This is a genomic window from Halocatena pleomorpha (assembly GCF_003862495.1).
Classification (GTDB): Archaea; Halobacteriota; Halobacteria; order Halobacteriales; family Haloarculaceae; genus Halocatena; species Halocatena pleomorpha.
This window is the reverse complement of the sequence record NZ_RRCH01000010.1, coordinates 38,733-59,455: the sequence shown is the minus strand read 5'-3', so window position 1 is coordinate 59,455 and position 20,723 is coordinate 38,733. Positions and strand designations below refer to the sequence as shown.

The 20,723-nt window shown below is 59.0% G+C and carries 18 protein-coding genes; 8 read left to right on the top strand and 10 right to left on the bottom strand.

Annotated elements, in window-relative coordinates:
- Positions 1-14: 14 nt before the first annotated feature.
- The gene (locus EIK79_RS05405; RefSeq protein WP_124954104.1) at positions 15-1,022 is read left to right on the top strand and encodes an AIR synthase family protein; all 1,008 of its coding nucleotides are present in this window, start codon (positions 15-17) and stop codon (positions 1,020-1,022) included.
- A 674-nt stretch (positions 1,023-1,696) separates the two neighbouring features.
- On the opposite strand, the gene EIK79_RS05400 is transcribed toward EIK79_RS05405, so the two are convergent.
- Positions 1,697-3,436, bottom strand: a complete 1,740-nt coding sequence (locus tag EIK79_RS05400) for an MBL fold metallo-hydrolase (protein WP_124954103.1) — start codon at positions 3,434-3,436, stop codon at positions 1,697-1,699.
- A 120-nt stretch (positions 3,437-3,556) separates the two neighbouring features.
- Positions 3,557-5,677, bottom strand: coding sequence for an NAD-dependent DNA ligase LigA (gene ligA, locus EIK79_RS05395; protein WP_124954102.1), 2,121 nt, complete (start codon positions 5,675-5,677; stop codon positions 3,557-3,559).
- Between the two features lie 161 nt (positions 5,678-5,838).
- On the opposite strand from ligA, the gene EIK79_RS05390 reads away from it, so the two are divergent.
- The 3 genes from EIK79_RS05390 (at position 5,839) to EIK79_RS05380 (ending at position 8,538) form a co-directional block, all read left to right on the top strand.
- Positions 5,839-6,075 carry a transcriptional regulator gene (locus EIK79_RS05390; RefSeq protein ID WP_124954101.1) on the top strand — a complete coding sequence of 79 codons (237 nt, stop codon included), beginning with the start codon at positions 5,839-5,841 and terminating at the stop codon, positions 6,073-6,075.
- A 255-nt stretch (positions 6,076-6,330) separates the two neighbouring features.
- On the top strand, positions 6,331-7,284 hold the full coding sequence (locus EIK79_RS05385) for a FlaD/FlaE family flagellar protein (RefSeq protein ID WP_124954100.1): 954 nt from the start codon (positions 6,331-6,333) through the stop codon (positions 7,282-7,284).
- 183 nt (positions 7,285-7,467) lie between these two features.
- Positions 7,468-8,538, top strand: a complete 1,071-nt coding sequence (locus EIK79_RS05380; protein ID WP_221621687.1) for a rod shape-determining protein — start codon at positions 7,468-7,470, stop codon at positions 8,536-8,538.
- A 35-nt stretch (positions 8,539-8,573) separates the two neighbouring features.
- Here EIK79_RS05380 and EIK79_RS05375 read toward each other — a convergent pair whose 3' ends face one another.
- The 6 genes from EIK79_RS05375 to EIK79_RS05355 all read right to left on the bottom strand — a co-directional run bounded on the left by EIK79_RS05375 (position 8,574) and on the right by EIK79_RS05355 (position 13,068).
- Entirely contained in the window at positions 8,574-9,584 is a 1,011-nt protein-coding gene (locus EIK79_RS05375) for a deoxyhypusine synthase (protein WP_124954099.1), read from the bottom strand.
- 75 nt (positions 9,585-9,659) lie between these two features.
- Complete coding sequence (locus EIK79_RS05370; RefSeq protein ID WP_124954098.1) at positions 9,660-10,418, bottom strand: Nif3-like dinuclear metal center hexameric protein; 759 nt, start codon at positions 10,416-10,418, stop codon at positions 9,660-9,662.
- A gap of 122 nt (positions 10,419-10,540) precedes the next feature.
- The gene (locus EIK79_RS17750) at positions 10,541-10,690 is read right to left on the bottom strand and encodes a PIN domain-containing protein (RefSeq protein WP_148094130.1); all 150 of its coding nucleotides are present in this window, start codon (positions 10,688-10,690) and stop codon (positions 10,541-10,543) included.
- A gap of 28 nt (positions 10,691-10,718) precedes the next feature.
- On the bottom strand, positions 10,719-11,540 hold the full coding sequence (gene speB / locus EIK79_RS05365; protein ID WP_124954097.1) for an agmatinase: 822 nt from the start codon (positions 11,538-11,540) through the stop codon (positions 10,719-10,721).
- Positions 11,541-11,566: 26 nt separating this feature from the next.
- The gene (locus EIK79_RS05360) at positions 11,567-11,941 is read right to left on the bottom strand and encodes a translation initiation factor IF-5A (RefSeq protein ID WP_124954096.1); all 375 of its coding nucleotides are present in this window, start codon (positions 11,939-11,941) and stop codon (positions 11,567-11,569) included.
- Between the two features lie 59 nt (positions 11,942-12,000).
- A complete protein-coding gene (locus tag EIK79_RS05355) occupies positions 12,001-13,068 on the bottom strand; it encodes an aminotransferase class I/II-fold pyridoxal phosphate-dependent enzyme (RefSeq protein WP_124954095.1) in 1,068 nt (355 codons plus the stop codon).
- Between the two features lie 118 nt (positions 13,069-13,186).
- On the opposite strand from EIK79_RS05355, the gene EIK79_RS05350 reads away from it, so the two are divergent.
- Positions 13,187-14,362 carry an endonuclease/exonuclease/phosphatase family protein gene (locus EIK79_RS05350; protein ID WP_124954094.1) on the top strand — a complete coding sequence of 392 codons (1,176 nt, stop codon included), beginning with the start codon at positions 13,187-13,189 and terminating at the stop codon, positions 14,360-14,362.
- A 420-nt stretch (positions 14,363-14,782) separates the two neighbouring features.
- Entirely contained in the window at positions 14,783-15,142 is a 360-nt protein-coding gene (locus EIK79_RS05345) for a winged helix-turn-helix domain-containing protein (RefSeq protein WP_124954093.1), read from the top strand.
- A gap of 141 nt (positions 15,143-15,283) precedes the next feature.
- On the opposite strand, the gene EIK79_RS05340 is transcribed toward EIK79_RS05345, so the two are convergent.
- Both EIK79_RS05340 and EIK79_RS05335 read right to left on the bottom strand, forming a co-directional pair.
- Complete coding sequence (locus tag EIK79_RS05340; RefSeq protein WP_185715519.1) at positions 15,284-16,951, bottom strand: ABC1 kinase family protein; 1,668 nt, start codon at positions 16,949-16,951, stop codon at positions 15,284-15,286.
- Positions 16,952-16,963: 12 nt separating this feature from the next.
- Positions 16,964-17,326 (bottom strand): Hsp20/alpha crystallin family protein, encoded by a 363-nt coding sequence (locus EIK79_RS05335; protein WP_124954091.1) that lies wholly within the window; start codon positions 17,324-17,326, stop codon positions 16,964-16,966.
- Between the two features lie 139 nt (positions 17,327-17,465).
- Between EIK79_RS05335 and EIK79_RS05330 the strand changes: the two genes are divergently transcribed.
- Entirely contained in the window at positions 17,466-18,680 is a 1,215-nt protein-coding gene (locus EIK79_RS05330) for a molybdopterin molybdotransferase MoeA (protein ID WP_124954090.1), read from the top strand.
- Entirely contained in the window at positions 18,677-20,722 is a 2,046-nt protein-coding gene (locus EIK79_RS05325; protein ID WP_124954089.1) for a molybdopterin biosynthesis protein, read from the top strand. Before EIK79_RS05330 ends, EIK79_RS05325 begins: the two co-directional genes overlap by 4 nt.
- Position 20,723 lies beyond the last annotated feature (1 nt).

Sequence of the window (20,723 nt, the reverse complement as noted above, 5' to 3'; positions counted from 1 at the left end):
CCTATACCGACCACATGCCCGATTACGGCAAGATCGACAGGGGGTTCTTCGAGGAGTACATCCATCCGAACCTCGGTGCGTCCCGTGAGGATGTCCGGCTCGGTCCGACGCCTGGCGTGGATTTCGGTGTCATCGACGTGAACGACAGCGCGCTTGTTGTGGCAACAGATCCGATATCGATCCTCCCAGCGCTGGGCTTTGAGCGCGCGGCCCGATTCGCCCTCAACATCGTGCTGGCTGACGTAGCCGTCAGTGGCTTTGCCCCTCAATTCCTCTCGATCTCGTTCACGCTGCCGCCGTCAATGACTGATGCGGAGTTCGGGACGCTCTGGAGTGCTATCGACGACGCGGCGACGGAGCTTGGCGTCAGCGTCGTTACCGGCCACACCGCCCGGTATGAAGGCTGTGAGTATCCGTGGATCGGGAGCGCAACCGCCTTCGCGGTCGGGGACCACGACGATATCATCAGACCAGACGGCACCCAACCAGGCGATCAGGTGATCGTCACGACCGGACCGGCGGTCGAAGCCGTCGGACTGCTCACGACGCTGTTCGGTGATCGCATGTCGCTCCCTGAGGACACCATCGCCACCGCTAAACGACGGCTCTCCGAAACGAATACGGTCCGGGATGCGCTCACTGCTGGCGAGCTACCGGTGACGGCGATCCACGACGCGACTGAGGGCGGACTCCAAGGGGGGTTGACCGAACTCGCAGCCAGCAGCGGACTACGATTGGAGATCGACAGCACAACAGTGCCAACGAAACCCGCTGTTGATGACGTGTGTGCGTATCTAGATATCGAACCGTGGCACGCGACTAGCTCCGGGACACTCCTCATCACAGCACCGAAACAGCACGCTGACCGCGTTGTTGCTGCGCTCCATGACCGGGGAACGGACGCCGCTGTTGTTGGAACAGCCCACACCGGTAGGGGGGTGTACGTCGATGGGACACGGGTCAGACATCCCGAAACCGATCCATCGTGGGCGGTGTACGCCGAATACGCGACCGACCCGTGATTATTATGCCTAATACAAATAATGGAAATTATAATTATTGCAATTAAATCTGTTATTTCGACACGATAAAATCGCCGTTTGAGACAACTGGGAGTATTATACATCCAGAGGACGAACGAAGAGTGTGGTTGGCATGGCACCACAGACCGAAACGAACGATGGCCGTGGTAGCCTTGTGATGTCGGTCGTCGGAGAAATATCGGGACACATGAATCGAACCAACCGACACGCGACACGTATCACTGTCGGAGCCGGGCCTCCGGATTCCTGTTGCACGTCGGTCTCGCATACCCATCCGATTCGTGTGTCGGCGAGTGGGTCAGGATGTGGACGACGGCATCGAATCGTGGGTCGGTCAAATCGCCTGTCGGAACGCTCCGGCTCTCACACCGGAGCGTGATACCACTAGCGTAGCTGTCATAAGTGTCAGAGGAAAGACAACAGAACACAATCGGCGGTAGCTTGGGTACGTCATCACGGAAGTCGTGGGGGATATTCTCCCCCCATTTTTCTATGAGCTCAAGAGAAGCCTACAGTTTCACTGAGATCCTTGCGCTGTGAGATGTATTTGGCCGACTGGATAGTTTGCCTTCCAACAGACGCGTTGTGCGCGGAAACTCGGCAGTCGGCTCGATGTCGGGGATCAGAAGCTTCGAAACAGTCGAAAACGCTATTCACACCGCTTCAGTCGAGACATCGGAGGGTTCGGAATCCGTCTCGGGGTTATCTCCCTCAGCGGTGTGTTCAGTCTCAGCTTGTCGTTGCGATTTCTGACGTTGGTTCAGTCCGTGCTCCTTGTCGGCGGCAACGAGGAGAGACACCTCTTGGCCGTGTTCGAACGCCGCTGGAGGATCTTGAACACGGAACAGGTACACACCGTCTCCGGCATCCACAACGCTCGCGCGATGTGTTCGACCGTCGATCATCGACCGGACGGTAGTGAGCTGGTCGTTGAGTGCTGCTAAAGAGACACCGATCGAGGTGGTGCCGCCGTCGGTTGCGCTCGATTCGGCTGTCGTGTCGGAGACGACGGGTGGGGCCATTGGAGTCGCAGTTTGTTCCGGCGTTTCGGACTGAGTCGGTGGATCTTGGATCTGCTCGTTGATCGCCTCGGCGTCGATCCCTTCCGCAACGAGATCCTGCTCGCTGTACTGCGAGAGCGGTATCGATGGTCCGTGCTCGCTCAACAGCGGTTCCTCGTACCGATCGCTCACGCGGTTTCGAATCCGGTGCTCGGTGTCGGGATCGACTTCGGCAGGCGCGACCCAGCGGGCACCGTCGAAGAGTGTGTACACCAAATCGTCATCGATACACCAGACGAAGCTGTCACAGGCGGGAACGCCACGGTCGTCTGTCGCGTTGCGATCCGCAACCACCACCTGTACAGGATTGAAGGCGTCAATGACCGTACTGAGGGTGTCTCGGGTTGGAAGATTCTGCCACGGAAGCGATTGCACCATACACTGTGACGCCGACATCGGCGTGGCTTCCCCGTGTGTGAGCCGAACCACCATCGCCTCAGGGTCGTCGGAAAGTTCCTCGAACAGTCGCCCGGACAGTCCCTGAACGGGTGTGGTCGGCGTCGCAACCGCGATCGATCCGGAGCTGAGCGCCTCTAGCCGATCTTCGGGATCGATCGTGACGTTCGGAGCCGAGTAGCCGAACTCCTCCCATAAGGTTGCGATCCGACCGAGGATGGTGACTGAACGCGACTGATCGAGTCGGCCTAACAACCCGGCGACGTGTAGCCCCGTCGGCTCGTCAGCGGTAATGAGTACCGTCGAACCGGTGTTGGCGCGCTCACAGATGATCGAACACGCCTCCGTAAGTGCCGATTGTACCGGCTGATCGACGGCGTCAGTGACAATCATCGCGTCGATTTCGATGTCAAGATCGAGTGACACGCCGGGATAGCCACCGGCCTGTCGGACGGTGTACTCATCAGCAATGAACAGCGTCCGGTAGCGCTTCCCGTCGGTGATCTCGAATAGGAACCCTGCGGCACCAGGAGCGTGACCCACTGGGACTGGATGCAACTGTACCCCGTCTACGAACTGGTGCCATCCGTCGACGACAACCATCTGTTCAAGGACGGTTTCGGGCTGCTCGATTGTGCGTGCGTGTGGTCCTGTAAGCGCTGTCGCTACGATCTGGGCCGTCTGGTGTGTCACGTAGATCGGTACATCATCACGCGCGTTCTTACCCAGTGTACAGTAACACTCCGGATGAGCGTTATTGACGACAATACCCATGAGATATTCGCCACGCGATTCGTCGAGGAGATCGTCAACATCGACGCCACGCCCGGAGTTCACGAGCAGGCATGCGATTCGATCTGAACAAACCTCCTCGAACCGTAATAAAAACGATTCACCCCCTGTATCGGGATTTGCACGTTGGTAGTGCAACCTCATACATGATAGATACTGGCTTAAAATATATAACCATGATTCATGGATATTTTGAAAATCAGGATGTATTTGTGGACTGTATAGCAAATAGACGGAGGTAAGTGGTTATAATACTAATTTCGTTTACTCGTAGGGGATGTCGTGGTCTACGAGAACGGAAACGAACTCCGACTCATCGAGCACGGTTGTGTCGTGTTCCCCAGCGCTTTCGAGTTTGTTCGTTCCGGGATTGTCACCGGCGACGAGGTAGTCAGTCGTTCCGGAGACGCTCGTTGTGGCGTTAGCCCCATAGCGTTCAACGAGTTCTTGGGCGTCGTCTCTCGTGAACTGATCGAGCGATCCGGTGAACACGATCGTCAGTCCGTCGAGTGCTGCGTCGGTTGGCGCTTCGACCGGCTGTGGATCGACGCCGTGCTCGCGGAGTTCTTCGAGAACGGAGATATTTCGATCGTTGTCGAAAAAGCCCCGGATCTCAGCAGCGACAGTCGGGCCAACGTCTGGGACCGACTGGAGTTCGGCTTTCGTTGCGTCTATGAGTTCGTCTAAGGAATTAAACTCCTGAGCAAGTGCGCGGGCCGTCGTCGCACCGACTTCGGGAACGCCGAGTGCGGTGAGAAACTCATCCAGCGGTGGTTCCTTTGCGGCTTCGAGTTCCTCGATGACGTTCTGGGCGCTTTTGTCACCCCAGCCGTCAAGTCGAGCGAGATCCGACTGCCTGAGATCGTACAGATCCGGGATCGATTCGACCAGCCCCGTGTCGATGAGCTGGTCGAGACGCTGCTCACCCATTCCTTCAATGTCTAACCCGCTCCGGCTCGCGTAATGTTCGACCGACCGCTTGCGCTGCATCGGACACGTCAACCCACCTGTACAAAATGCGAGTGGTCCCTCCTGCTCGACAGGACTATCACAGACCGGACACGAAGTCGGAAACGTGAACGACGAATCGGAGGCGTGATCGGTGACTTCGCTCACGTACGGGATGACATCGCCCGCGCGCTCGATGCGGACCTGGTCGCCAACGTCGACGCCAAGATCCTCGATCTGGTCAGGGTTGTGGAGACTTGCACGAGAAACCGTCACGCCCGCGACTTCGACGGGATCAAGGAGCGCGACAGGGGTGAGTCGACCGGTACGGCCTACTTGGACGACGATGTCCCGGACCGTCGTTTCCTCGGTTCGGGCGGGTAGCTTATACGCGAAGGCCCACCGCGGTGCGCGTGCGGTCCGCCCGAGTCGATCACAGCGTTGGCGGTCGTTCACTGAGATCACGACGCCGTCGATCTCGTAATCGAGGGCTTCCCGAACCGACACCAGTTCCTCACGGTAGTCAATAGCGGTCTCGATGTCGTCAACCACCGCTGTCCTGTCGTTCACTTTGAGCCCCCAGTTGGGTAGCGTTTCGTGGATCTTCCAGTTGGTATCGAACGAGTGAGAACTGTCGAGCACGTCGAAGAAAAAGCAATCGAGCGGGCGCTCCGCTGTAACGCTGGGATCGAGTTGGCGGAGTGTCCCCGCTGCGGCGTTCCGAGGATTTGCGAACGGGTCGTCGCCCCGTTCGATACGCTCGCGGTTGTGTGCCTGGAAGGCGTCTCGGGGCATGAACACCTCACCTCGAACGGCCAACTGCTCGGGGACGTCGCCTTGCAAGACAAGGGGCACCGAGGAGATGGTACGAACGTTTTCAGTCACGTCCTCGCCCGTTTCGCCGTCGCCACGGGTTGCTGCTCGCGTGTACTGGCCGTCTTCGTACACGATTTCGATTGACAGCCCATCGAACTTCGGTTCACACACGTATTCGACGGGATCGTCGGCGTACGCGTCCAAGGACGCTTGCTCGGTCTCAGAGGACAGTCCGAGATCGGCGTGTACCCGACGGTCGAACTCCCGAACATCAGTAACCTCACCGCTCGAATCGATCGATAACATCGGTTCCACGTGTTCGACCGTCCCTAACTCGTCGAGCGGCGACCCACCGACGCGCTGGGTGGGACTGTTCGTCGTGTCCAGATCGAACACCTCCTCTAACGTTTGTAGCCGCGAAAACAGCGAGTCGTAGGTCCGATCGGGAATCTCCGGGTCTGCGTCGACGTAGTACCGTCGGTCGTGATACCTAACCGCTTCTCGGAGCTGTTCGGCTTGGGCCGCCGCTGTCGCTTCCGTGAGCGATTCGACCGACTCGAACTCCGTTTCCGGATCACCGATGTAGGGATTATCCGGACGTTCGTGGTGTGTGTGACTCATTGTCCGCTCTAGTAGGAGCCTCCGCATAAAAGCAGGCAAAAGAAGCGTGAGACCGGAGACGCCACCTCGAATCACGCTGAATCCTTCGGTGAGACGGTTATCTCAATACACTATGGCTTCGTGTCGGTAACATTATAGTCGTTGGCGGCCGAAACGGGAATATGGTTCACAGCTGTAGGAACTGCAAGCGGACGTTCGCCACGAAACTCGAACTCGAACTCCACCAAGATACGTGTACCGACGCCCAACTGTTCTGTGAATGCTGTGGCGAGCGCTTTCCGGAGCGACGCGCGACGAAAGACGGCTGGCATTATGAATGTCCCACAGAGGACTGTTCAGGAGCAGGCATCGACGGCGATCTCCACCGTGTACGAGACGCGATTTCTGTTATGCAGTAGTCCGTCTCGTCGATCCGTCCGTAGACAAGTGTTCCCTCGGAACTCATAGGGTTCATCACTGCCGGGTGCCGAGTCCGACTCAGTCCGTGGTCATCGTCATCGGGCGTCTTGCTGGGCTATCGATTGCTTATACCGTGCGGATATATCCGCTGCCCACCCATAAGTTGTTTGGGCGTGGGGTCGTTTGTCGGATTCTACATCTCAACCGATGAGGAAAGATTGTTGTGCTGTTGTTACGCACATCAGTGAAAGGCGATGGTGGTGGATTCGAGCGATTTCGACGTGTCTGAAACCCACGATGGGCGCGTAGATGACGCGTCAGACGCTGAATCCCGAGAGTACGGATTCGTTTGGACGGCCGATGACACCGAAACGTCCGATCGAACCACCACCCAAACCGACGCAGTCTCGTCGACTGAACCACTCGCTGAAACGACGCCGAACGACCAATTCGAATGGGCCAGTCCCACCGAACGACGAACGGATGGGTCGCTGCATAACGATCACAATGTGTCTCGTAATTCGGAGCCGGAAAACTCTATGATCGGTGACAACGCTACCGATGAAGCTGTGTTCACTCAGTTTGTCGCTGAATCAACTGGAGACGACGCGCCGGAGTTGGACCACGCCAGTGGTACGACCGCCGTTTCAGAGGCGGCTACTGAGCGCCATGATAGTGATGAATCCCCTGACAGCGTCGTTATTGATCCGATCAACTATCCAGTGGAGGAGCTTCGGACGATCGCAGACTGTGTAGACACGAGTATTGTTTCATCACTGTCTGATTCGGAGATACACGGATTCGTGTGGTCCGAGCCACCGGAACAACACCGAACCCACGTCGAGGATCCGACCGAAGAACAGCGAAAGCGATTGCTCATGATCGCGGGAATCGATTCCAAACGGATCGGAGAGAAACCGTATCTCACGGCGCTGGCCACCGACGAAGCCGAGACGTTCATCACTGACTGGCTAGAGTTTCTCACGCTCGAAGCAGGCACCCACGGGGCGACCGAGGCACTCGATCGGTATCGAGAAATCGGTTGGATGACCGAACCCGTGGCCGAACAACTCAAAGAACGACTCCAGTGGATCGATTACCGAGACGGAAATGGCTTCGACACGTTCGACCGCGGCGACCATCTCCTCAACTTCGTCTACGCCGCTAAAATCGCCTCGCTCAGTGCTGAAGGGATGGTCTTCTACTGAGTGGTGATCCGTGCCGTCCGTCACAGTGGACAGCTTTTCAACAGGGAGATTAATCATCGGCGTACCTTTCGTAATGCGTGTCTGTCCCATATTTCTATATTATAGGTTATATTTATATATCAATGAAAAATTCAGGACCATACGGACGATGCTAAGTACCAGGAGCTAAAACAGGGTAGCAACATGCTCGATGAGGAAATGGACGAAGAGGAAGAACTAGACGAAGAGAGTCCGACTCCAGTCGGTGTGAAGTTGGGAAGCACCCGAACAGTTCTGGTACAGCCACAAGGCAACGTCGTTCGCACCCACGAGACGCTCACGTGTTTAGCGACGTACCAGGACGTGTTAACAGGGAAACGCCGTGCGGTGTACGGCGAGGAGGCAGCAAACGAGTATCCCGAGCGAGTGCAGTTCATGCTTCGGTCGGGGTTGCCTGAGGACGACGAACGAGCCGAAACCGCTGCGACGTTTTTCAACAAATTCGCGCGGGCCAACAACGTTCCCGAGGACAGCGTTGTAGTGTACGCCATTCCGACGATCGACAACGAGCGGGGACTGTCGAATCTCGCAGAAGTGATCGAACAGAGTGGCATCGGAAGCCAGCTCATCCGGAGCTATCCGGAGTCGTTGTGTGGATCGGTTCCGGCGCTCGGCGGCGGGTTGAACGCGATCGAGCGGATCTTCATTGCGATCAACATGGGATCGACGAACCTCGAAGCGTGTGCCTACCGCCGTGGTGAACAGCTGTCCGGATTTTCAACGGGATCGGTCACCGGCAACGAGGTTGATCGGTGGATCGCTAATAACGTCGAGGAAGAAACCCAGGGCCGGGTGAACATCGATCAGACCACGGCGAGAGAGTACAAAGAAGAACACGGCGATTTCAACAACTTCCAGCCGTTTACCGACATCATTCAGCAACCCGGTGGCGGGACCCACGAGTTCACGATCGAGCGCAGCGTGGTCGACGCGCTCGATCGGTACGTCGATGAGGCCGTCAACGAGATCGCAAACGAGTTCCTTCCTCAACTGGCGAACAGATACATCAAGATCTACAAGCAAACCTTAGAGGAGCCGATCGTTCTGACCGGTGGCATGGCTTGCATCCCCGGTCTCGTTCAAGAATTCGAGGATCGACTCAGCAAGGAACTCCAGCACGAAGTCGAAGTAACCGCGCCCGAGGAACCGGTGACCGCTGCCGCACGCGGTGCACAACGCATCGCTCAACGGTTTGTGGAAGATGATGTCTACTGATTACCGACAGGAAACGAGTGACCGAGACCCGGTAGTCATGCGATCCGATCCAGTGCGCCGGCTACGACCAGTGGTAGCGTCACGGTAGCGTCGGCATAAACAGAAACGTTGCGCGCGTTCTTTTCGAGCTTCCCCCACGAACGGGCCTCATCGAGCGATGCGCCGGACAGTCCCCCGGTTTGAGGCGAGTCCATTGTCAGCTGGACCGCGTAATCGTACGCTTTCGGCGTGACAAGCAGCGTCTGTAACACGAAGTTTTTCGGAACGCCGCCACCGACGACAAAGGCACCTGTGCTGTCCGCCTCGTACGCGATATCGTTTAATTCGGACATATCCGACAGCGCGTCGAGCGAGAACGGAGCAACCTGTGAGCGGAGCCACGCCTGAAGTCCGAGTACGGAGTCTTGGATCGCAGGGACGTAGACCGGAACATCGTGTTCGGCGGCTGTAGCGGCAATTCCCGGCTCCTCGTCGATCTCCTCGCGCTCGTTGACGGCGGCGTTCGCGCGCCCGAGCTGTTCGGTGAACGCTCGAATGCTCACCGGCTCTTCGAACGCCGGAAACACTTCCTCGCGGAGATGTGACTCGAACAGCGCGAAATGTTCCTGCGGGAGATACACATTGTAAATGCGGTCGACTCCTTCATCGCGGAGCTGTTCGTCGTGTTCGCGGTCGGCGTGCTCTCCGCCGACTTCCCCGTGGTGGTGTTTGCCGCCGATGGCCTCGATGGCGTCGTGGGTGAGGTTCGCCCCTGTTGTGACGAGCACGTCAATATGGCCGTCTCGAATCAGATCCGCGACGATCGCACGCATCCCGGTGGGAACCATCGCGCCTGCGAGTCCGAAGAACACGGTCGTGTCGTCCGCGAACATCTCTGCGACGATATCGGTCGCGTCGTGGATATTGGCCGCGCCAATGCCCGCGTTGCCGTACTCTCCGATCAGTTCCTCGACCGTCATGCCCGCACGGAGATCCATGTGGTCGATCGGATCGTGTTGAAACTCCGTTCGTGGTGTCTCTCCGTCGTCGGAATCAGCGTCGTTCATGACACCGTTGCGGGGGGCAGGCGTTTCAACGACGCGATCCCTGTGCGTTTCAGGAAGATGACCGCTGTCGGCCGGTTACAGTCCGGTCGGATGATCGATAAACGACGTTTCGATTCCCCACCGATTGAGCAGCGATCCGAGCGCGCGGACGCCGAACGTCTCGGTGGCGTAATGTCCAGCGAGAAAGACGGTGAGCGAGCTCTCTTTGGCTTCGTGGTACGCCTGCTGTTTACCCTCGCCAGTGATGAGCGCGTCCACGCCGACGTTGCTGGCTTCGTCAATCCAATCAACGCCGCTGCCAGTGACGATCGCCACGCGTTCGATCGGCTCTGGTCCGAAGGGAAGCGTCTGTACGCGCTCGTTTTCGAGCGTCGTGAGCCGATCGGCCAGCTCCTCGGTGGGCACCGGTTCCTGAAGCCGACCGCGTTGACCGATCCGTTCCGTTCCCACCGATCCGAACGGCGCTCGATCCACAAGACCGAGCCGGTCGGCCACTCCAGCCGCGTTCCCCAGCTGCTGGTGACCATCGAGGGGAAGATGAGCGGCGTACAGTGCGATGTCGTTGTCGATCAGCGGCGCGATCCGTTCGTATGTCCGGTCGGTCACTCGTTCGAATCCCCCCCACGACAGCCCGTGGTGAACGAGAAGGAGATCCGCGTTCAATGTCGCAGCTTCCTCGATCGTCGCCACGGCGGCGTCGACCGCGAGCGCGACGTGGTCGATCTCGGCTTGTTGCGGTCCGACCTGTAATCCGTTTGCGCTTGCGTCGATATCAGCGAACGCGTCGACACGAAGCTGCTCATCCAGTCGATCACACAGCTCTGGCAGTTCCATACCCCAGATTGAGGAGAGCGTACCAAAAACGTGGGGCGATACGGACAACGGTGTCAAGTTCGGTACCACTCCACGCGCAACCCGTCGACGTCTCGAAGTCACTGTTGTCTGTAACGACCGGTTCATCGTGCTTCGGCCCCGAAAGAGAACTCCCAAACAACGATGGATGGGAGACGGAGCGACAATCCCGTCGCTTCGAGTTCGGCTGATTTGGTTTTCGCGCCGTCATCGCTGTCTCGGAGAGCAACGAGACAGTTCGTATCAAGTATCATTCGAGACCATCATCTCAACAAAAGAGAGTCATGTCTCAGCGGCGTGTTGATAGACGAACGACCGGAGCAACTTCCCGGCGAGTGTCGCCGCCTGTCCGTCGTCACGGTCGCTCACCTCTACCACGTCGAAGCCGACGCACGCCGGTGCAAGCGTGCGAACCACTTCTTGCATCTCCCACGAACCGAGTCCGAACGGCTCCATCGTTCCGGTACCGGGCGCAACACTCGGATCAGCGGCGTCGATGTCGATACTCAGATACACCGAGCCGTCGATCACCGGTGATTGGTCACAGATGGACGCCAGCCAGTCCGACAGTTCGTCTGGCTCGACGACAGTTACATCACCGGCGCTCGCTCGCTCCCACTCGGCCTCGTCACCGGTTCGGGCACCGAGAATGATCGCCTCCTCTGCGGTTTCGAGCGCGTGGTGGGTGACGGTGGCGTGGCTCGACGGATTCCCGTCGTACTCCGCCCGGAGATCCAAATGCGCATCGAGTGCAACGAACACGTCCGGCTCACACGCCTGAACACCGGCGCGGCTGACGGTGTGCTCCCCACCGATGAGGATCGGCATCGCTCCCTCATTGCGGATGTCAGAGAGCTTCCCGCCGAGAAACGTGAGATACTCCTGGGCGTCGTCCCACGCATGGAGGTCTCCGTCGTCATGAACGCCAAGCTCGGAGAAGTGACCCCCGGTGTGGTGGTCGTAATCCTCAAACGACCGAGCGAACAGTCGCACTCGATCCGGCCCAAATCGAGTGCCGGGTTGGAACGTCGTCGAAACGTCGAGCGGCGCACCGACGATCACGTACGCAGCCGACTCTCGATCAGTTACTGCTCCGGGAAACATCTTGGTGGTAGAGTAGAATAAGCTGATCAGACGACTTTCCGTTGGCCCTCGTGTTCGAGATACTCGATTTCGTCATCAGGAGATGGGTCCAACCCGTCTGGAACCCGCATCGTAAACGTCTCGTAACTTTCTAGATCCATTACCTGCATGTCGTCGCCGTTGAGGCTGATGACCTGACCCTGTTTTCGGTCGATGATCGGCACCCACACCTTCGCGTCGACGGGCTGAGTGAAGTTGCGCTTCCGTTCATCAAACACGCCTTTCCCCTCGACACGGGCTTTCGCGCTCCCGTGCTTGCCGGGTTTTGCCGTGCTGTAAGAGTTGATCACACACGGCGTCTCATCGATCATCACGTAGCTGCCTTCCTGTAGATCACGAACTTCCGTCTGTTGTTTCGCCATACCGCGTGTATCAGGCGTGCTGGTATAAACGGTTTGGAAGCATTAGCACCGGTAGCGCGCTACTCGTGGCGCGAGAGGAACGAATCGAGCCGGGACAGCCCCTCGTTCAACTCCTCGCGCGCCAGTCCGAATCCGATCCGAAAACGGTCAGGCACACCGAACGCGTCGCCTGGTGCGAGAACCACGCTCTCCTCTCGAAGGAACCGTTCACAGAACGATCGTCCGGTCGCAAACCCGTCCGGAACGGTCACGAAGCCGTTGACACCGACGGGATCGTACCAATCGAGCCCGTGCGCTTCTAACACGCTCTGGGTCTCCGCTTTGTGTTCTTGAGCCAGCGTCCGATTTTCGACGAGAATTTCGTCTTCCGCGTCGATCGCTTGTTTAGCGACGTGTTGGCCGAACGGTGACGGCGAGATCGTGGTGTAATCCTTCCAATGATTAACCGTCGAAACGACTTCCGGCGGTCCTGCTAGCCACCCAAAGCGAAGTCCGGCTAATCCGTAGGCTTTCGTCAGACTGGTCGTCGAAATCCCGTACGGTCCCATGCTGGTTACGGGTGGAATCGGGTCGTCGGCCAGCAACCGATACACCTCATCGCACAGCAGATACGCGCCGTTGTCGGCAGCCAACTCGTACACAGCGTTCATCGTCTCTTCAGAATGGTACTTTCCCGTCGGATTGTTGGGGTTGTTTACGACGACGAGCGTCGTCTCCGGGCGCATGGCCTCCGCGACCGCGTCGGGATCGAGCGACCACTCGGGCGGCGTCAACTCCACGCGCGTGACGCTTCCGAGCGACTCGGGAACTGCACGCAGCGATTGATAGGTTGGGGTGACGACAACGGCGTGGTCGTCCTCATTCAACAGCGACAGAAACGCGAGGAAGTTCGCTTCCTGTGTCCCACAGGTAAACACCACTTCGTCCCGGTCACGACCGTACCGAGCGGCAATCTCGGCCCGAAACGACGGATCGCCGTTAGTCGGGATTACGTATCCGAGTTTCCCGACATCGAGATCGAATCGAGACGCGGAAAGACTCCGAATTCCGCTTTCAGCAAGCATGATGTCTGCCTCGTGTTCGTGGGCCGCAAACCAGCGCTCCAGCGTAAACGGCTCGATGTCCATACAGATCGTTCACACCGAAGGGAGAAAATACCACCACTGTGCGCTCGATTCCCCCCTCGAACAGAATGAACATTCGAATCAAAAGAATAAATATTCATGTTCTATGATCTGTTCGTGCATGGAACACACGTCACGACGCGGGTTTCTGGCAATGAGTGGGACAGCGGTCGCAACAGCATCACTCAGTGGGATCGTCGGCGGTCGGTCGATTCCTCAGTCGGTTACGTTCGCGACGTACAATATCGAGAATCTCACAACGGAACAGGTGCAGAGCCGGGGCGATCCACAGGCGGCGGCTGCCGCGCGGGTGATTCAGGAGGTGCGTCCGGACGTCCTCGCGCTCAACGAACTCGTCAACAACAGACAGGCGAGTGCAGTCAAAGACGTGCCGGCCACGCCGACGAACACCCGAGCGTTCGTCAAGAACTATCTGTGTGTTCCCCAGCGCGAGGACCTCACCGGTATCGAGTATCCGTACGTGTATACGCCACCGAGCAACACGGGCGTCCATAGCGGGATGGATCTCGACAACGACGGCACGGTCGACGACACCCCCGGCGATCAGGGCTACGCCGACGACGCCTACGGCTTCGGCCAGTACCCTGGTCAGTACGCGCTGGCGATCATCAGCCGATATCCGATCGAAACCGACGCGATCCGGTCGTTTCGGCGGTTTCGGTGGCAAGATATGCCCGACAGCGAGATCGTTCGCGATCCCACCTATGATGTGCGTCTCACCGACAAAGAGGCGGATCGCTTCCGACTTTCCTCGAAAACCCACGTTGATGTACCCATTGCCTGTCCTGACACCACCGTCCACACGCTGTTGGCCCACCCGACGCCGCCCGTGTTCGATGGGCCGGAGAACTTCAACGGGAAGCGCTGTCACGACGAGATCCGACTGTTGGCCGACTACGCCGATGGTGCGAGCTACGTGTACGACGACAACGAACAGCGCGGCGGTCTCCACGACAACGCGTCCTACGTGCTGCTGGGCGACATGAACGCCAGCCCCGGAGACGGGGAGACGCTCCGGGCTGTGAACACGTATTTCCTCGACGGTGAGTTCAACACCCGACGGTTCCCCACGAGTCCCGGCGGCGCGCAGGCTGGCTCCCCGTATCTCACGGCCGAATTCGGACAGCAAGTCGACTATGTGCTCCCCTCGCCGGATCTCTCGGTTTGTGACTCCGCGGTGGTGTGGCCCAGCGAGAACGCGAACAAGCGAGGGCTGCGACGGGACGTAGAGGCGGCGTCAGATCACAGGCTGGTTTGGGCTGATGTCGCGGTGTGATACTACTCTTCATGCCACTGAATATCATCCCACCCTTCGAAGTGTTTGATACGTAGTTCTAACTCGAACCGCTCCCAGCCACACTCGTCATGGAGAAACTGTATGAGTGATCCAAACTCCGAACTGTCAAGTTGAATGCCTCGTTTGCCGCAAGTGGTAATGAACCTCTTGCGTCGAACAGCATCGAAAGCGATCTTTGCTGTGTCCCCTTCGTGAGCAGGAAAGGATGCATTTTTCAGTATCACATCACGTGGAAGTGGTTTCCCGTATGCATGGTTTGTTACGAGCACACGACATATCGAGCACATGATTTCATGCTTGTTCATACATCTCGTATATGAGACCTGATTGTAAGCGTTGCTACTTTGAAGTAGCATGTATGAGACAATGCTTATATACTTGTGATACATCTATGAATCCATGCATAGGTCACAGGCTGATCCAGAGAAGATGTCCACGAAAGAGCGTCGGATCGCCTACCCATCCGGCTGGCTGTATCTCTGTCAGCACAACAGCGTCCACCTGCTGATCGACGCGTTGGTGCAGGCCGACCCGAAAAAGGAGTTCACGCAGACCGAACTCGCGGAGTTCGCGGGCGTAAGCCGCCAGAGCGTGCGGCGGCACATCGACACGCTGGTCGAATGCGGCGTCGTCACGGAGACGGCGGGCGGACGACGCTACCGCTACAATCTCGACAGCCGCGTGGGGCAGCTGATCGTGGAGCTGAACGCCGAACTTGCCGCACTCGGGAGACAGAACACCGAACCACTCAAGGAGTAATCATCTCACCGCCAACAATAATGCTCTCAGATCGAAAAAGCATCCCCGTTTCGTTGCCATCCGAGGTGGTTGCAGACTCAACCCTGGTTGCGGAGGGAAAATTCGGCTCCCGTTCTGAAGCACTCCGTTAGTGGCGTGTGCTCAGTCCTCGATTCGCTCGTCCTCTCGTTGACGCATGCTCTGGCGCGTGAACTGCGGTCGCGCACGGATGCCCCGTTGTTTCCGGAACGAGTGATACAGCACCACAGCAATACCAAACGAGAGGACCGTCATGAGAAGCGCTCCGAACAACGCATCAGAGATGTACAGCGCCACGGTCGAGAGCACACCAGTAGATAGCCCCATTCCGAGTACAAGCCGTTTGGCAAGGGTATTGAGCACGCCGTCAGGGTCGTTCAGTTCGGATTGGACGACGAGGCTGTCGCGTTCGACGCGGTCCAACGCGCGTTCGAGTTTTGGTGGCACGCGCAGCGTCGATTGCGTCGCCCGTTCGAAGGTGTCGAGCTGTTCGCGGACGAATTCGCGCGCAGTAGCTTCGAGGTACCCCTCTTCGCGCAGAAACTCCGTTGCGACTGTGACGAAATCGAACTCCGGATCCAGCGTGACACAGACGCCTTCAACGACGGTTGCCACCCGGAGCACGAGCGCGAGATTCGGCGGTAGGCGGAGCGGGAACTCGTAAATCGTGTCTTCGATCTGATTGACTATCTGTTGGACGCGGTACTGTTCGATCTCTTCACCCCGAGCGTCAGCGATTGCGAGTTCCATCACCTCTGCCATCACCTCCCGATCGGCTTCGGGACTGAGTGTCCCCATCTCGATGAGCGCGTCGAGAATGGCGTCCGTATCTTGGTTTGCGATGGCGATGTAGAAATCGACGATCCGATCTTGGATGAACGGATCGACCCGACCGCTCATTCCGAAATCGTACAATACGAGTGTTCCGTCGGGTTCGACCGCCAAATTCCCAGGATGTGGATCGGCGTGAAACACGCCGTGGTCGATGATCATCTCGAAGTACGCTCGTTCGAGCGTCTCCGCGAGACGGGTACGATCGATGCCGAGTGTGTCGTCGTCGTCGATATCGGTTATCTTCGTTCCACCGACGTACTCCATCGTGAGCACACGGCCGGTCGATCGTTCGTCGACAACCGCTGGCACACGGACATCGTCGTCGGTGAGATTCCCGCGAATCTCGCGGAGCATGGTTGCCTCCCGCTCGTAGTCCATTTCCTGCCGGATAACCCGTGAGAACTCCTCAGCGAGCGTTTCGAGCGAGAACGCCTGGGCGTCATCGACGAACGGCACCAACAGGGGGACAGAGAACTTGATGACGCGCAGGTCAGTCCGGACGAGCGGCTCGATGCCGGGACGGCGGACTTTCACCGCCACGGTCTCGTCGTCGAACTCGGCGGTGTACACCTGTCCGAGACTCGCACCGCTGATGCTCTCGGTATCGAAGCTGTCATAGGTCTCATCGATAGGACCGAGTTCGGATTCGATTACGTCTCTCGCCTCGGGCCACGGCGCGGGCGGAACCCGGTCTTGTAGTTGGGTCAACTCGTCGATGTACTCCGGTGGAAGGATGTCTGGTCGTGTCGAAAGTAGTTGTCCCAGTTTGATGAACGTCGGTCCGAGGGTGAGAAAGGAGCGTCGGAGGGTACGCGCGCGTTCGCGGTGCTGTTCGCTCGACACCCGCCGGCCGTCACCGAACAGGAGAAACCGGTGTCGGTCGCGGGCGAATGCGAAGAAAAGCGGAAGGAACTGCCACGCGACGACGAAAAACCGCCGGTACGCGCGGAGCATCACCGATCTGCCACCTCAGCCCTCCGTGATCGGGATCCGACGCCCGGTCGACTTCGGCAATCTGAGTTCGAGAACGCCCCGGTGGATGGTCGCCCCGTCGTCTACGTCCGCGTCGGTGTCGACATCCGGCGGAAGCGGTAGCGTGATATCGATGAACATCGACCGATCCTCCTGAAGATACCGGAACTCGGTCGGGGACTCCTTTTCGCGGCGGGCTTCGATTCGGAGCTGGCGATCGTTCACCCACACGTCTACGGTCTCCGAGGTTGCTCCCGGAAGATCAACGACAAGGACGTACGCGTCGTCGGACTCCCCCACATCGACGAACACCGAATCGGGCAACCCAAGTTCCCGAACCGCATCACGTAGGGCAGACATACCTATACCTAGAGCCGCATAGGCGAAAAAACCCCCGAAACACGTTCGATCACACTGTCACTCCTATCTGGTGCGCTCTTCGTCCGTCCCGTTCCCTTTCCCCCGGGACGTTTTTGTTACATCGCGGTGACGGTCAGATATGACGGACGCGAGCGGAGGGTTCAGTTCGGTAACCCGGGTGGAGGCTGCTCAAGAACAACTGTTCGAGATCACGGAGCCGCTCACCGAAACCGAGCGATTGTCTGTCTCGGACGCGGACAGGCGGGTGCTCTCTGCGCCTGTGCGGTCCAACCGTAACGTTCCAGCCTACCGGCGGGTGGCGATGGATGGGTGGGCCGTTCGCGCTCGGGACACGTTCGGGGCGAACGATCGCTCGCCGGTGACACTCAGAGCGACCGAAACAGTCGGTCCGAACAGCGTCGTTCCGGTCGACACCGGCCAGAAGCTCCCAGAAGGCGCTGATGCGGTGGTACAGGTCGAGAAAACTGAACGCCACGACGAAGAGGAAGAGGTGGAGATCTTCGGAGCTGTCGCGGGTGGGGAGAACGTCGCTCCGGTCGGTGAAGACGTGGAGACAGGACAGCGACTGTTCGATCCCGGCCATCAGCTTCGGCCGTCCGATCTCGGGCTGCTCAAATCCACGGGTGTCTCGGAAGTCTCGGTGTACGAACGCCCGACTGTGGGCGTGATTCCGACTGGTGAAGAGTTAGTCCAATCCACACCAGAGCCGGGAGAGACCATCGAGACCAACGGCCAGACGGTCGCTCAGTACGTCGACCGGTGGGGTGGAACACCCATCTATCGGGACATCGTGGTTGACGAGTTCGAGGCGTTGCGCGCCGCCATCGAGCGGGACCTCACCGCCGACATCGTCGTCACCACCGGTGGCACAAGCGTCGGTGAGCGTGATCTCGTTCCATCCGTGATCTCGGAACGAGGAACAGTGATCGTCCACGGGGTGGCACTCTCGCCCGGTCATCCGGTTGCTCTCGGCGTCGTCGACAAGACGCCGGTCGTCATGCTGCCCGGCTATCCGGTCGCCTGCATCGTCACTGCCGTGCAGTTTCTCCGGCCGTTGGTCAAGCACGTCGGCCACTATCCGTGTGAGCCACACCCCACCACCGAGGCCCGCCTTGCCCAGAAGATCCACAGCGAGCCGGGTGTGCGGACGTACGCGCGCGTAACGATCGAACGATCCGGAGAGCAACCGATCGCCACAACAACCTACGCGAGCGGCGCGGGAGTCCTCTCAAGTGTCGCCTTCACGGATGGATGGGTCGTCGTTCCCGAATCACGCGAAGGGATTCCGGAAGACGAACTGGTTACGGTCGAAAACTGGGAGGCACACCGATGAGAAAGGAGTTCCGAGAGCTGGCGTCGCCCGAATCGGTTCATGAGACCATCGAATCGCTCGATCTCACTGGCGATCCCAAGCGGGTGCCGCTGCGAGCAGCACGGGGTCGTGTCCTCGCTGAACGACTTGACGCTCCGATCGACGTTCCGGGGTTCGACCGGGCGAGCGTCGACGGCTACGCGGTGAAAGCGCGGGACACGTTCGGCGCTACTGAAACCGATCCTGTCGAACTCGATCGCGTCGGAACCATCCACGCGGGAACCGAGCCAGAGACGGAAATCGAGTCAGGCGAATGTGTGGCGATCTCGACGGGAGCGGTGCTGCCGGCGGGTGCAGACGCCGTCGTGATGGTTGAGCGCACCGATGAACGCGACGGTCGGGTTGAGCTCCGAACGAGCGCTGCGCCCGGCAAACGCGTGATGGCTGCCGGCACGGACATCGCGGCGGGCGAGCGGGCGCTCGGTCCGGGAACCCGACTGACCACTCGTGAGATCGGTCTCCTTTCTGCACTGGGCGTCAGTGAGGTACCAGTCGTTGGTGCGCCGCGCGTCGGAATCATCTCCACGGGCGAGGAACTCGTCCGTCCGGGGAAGCCACTGAACAGCGCAGCCGGACAGATCTACGATGTCAACAGCTACACGATCGCGGCTGGCGTCGAAGCCGCTGGTGGCACCGTCGAACGGTATCCACACACTGGTGATGACTACGAGGAGATGGAGCGCGTGCTCCGACAGGCTGCAAACGAGTGTGATCTCGTGGTATCGTCGGGATCGACGAGTGCTGGTGCGGTCGATGTCGTCTACCGCGTTCTCGAACAGGAAGGCGAACTCCTCGTTCACGGCGTGGCGGTCAAGCCCGGCAAGCCGATGCTGGTTGGTGAATTCGAAAACGCCGCCTACGTCGGACTCCCCGGCTATCCCGTCTCAGCACTCACGATATTCGACACGTTTCTCGCGCCAGCGATCCGGCGCGCCGCCGGACAGCCGACTCCGCGGACCACGACGATCACGGGTCGGATGGCACACCGAGAACGGTACAGCGAAGGACGGTTGCGTTTGCTTCCCGTTGGGCTGGTCGAGAGCGGTTCGGACGAAACACGTGCTGTCGATACCACTGCTAGTGACGATACTGTCTCTGAGATCGGTCTCGACGGCGAGCTACTCGTGTACCCCGTCGATAAAGGGAGCGGAGCGACGACAAGCCTCGTCGAAGCCGACGGCGTCGTGGAGATGCACCCCGATACTCACGAGATCTCTACGGGAGAACGCGTCGAGGTGTCGCTGTTCTCTCCGGCTGTTCGTCCGCCGTCGGTGTTCGGTGTCGGTGAGGACGATCCCGCGTTTTCGGAACTGCTCGACCGCATTGATCGTCCCCGCTATCTCGGAATGGGGAGCCAAGCAGGTCGCAGACGGCTGCGAAACGGCGTCGTTGATGTCGCAGTCATCACCTCTGGAACCGTTTCGACCGCGGCCTCCGCCGACGAGGACGATCTCGAATCCAGTCTCACCGCCGCGCTCGGATTCGAAGCGACGCTACTGGGCGGGTGGACACGAGAGTGGGGGCTGGTCGTTCCAGCGGGCAATCCCGCCGACGTGACCGGACTGGCGGATCTCGTCGATCGGAAGCTCCGTTTTGTTAACCGGACCACTGATTCAGGGCTGCGAGCGACGCTCACCAACGCGATCGACGCGCTGGCAGCCGAGCGATCGGAATCGCCCCAAGCGTGTATCGACTCGATCGATGGATTCGAGTTCGCTGTTCGTGCCCACGAAAGTCCGGTGCAGTCGGTACGTGACGGAACGGCTGCTGTCGGACTCGGGCTTCGGTCGACCGCTGATCGGCTTGATGTCGGGTTCGTTCCGGTGGGGACCGAACGCGTGTTCGTGCTGGCACACCCGGATCGAACGGACAAAGACGGCGTGACCGCACTCGGTGCCGCTCTGTCGGCGGCCGGTGTGGGTATCAACACGGATTCGACGGCCGCGTCGGCTATCACTGACGCAGACAGCTTCGATGACCGCCCTGGTTACGATCGGCTGTAGC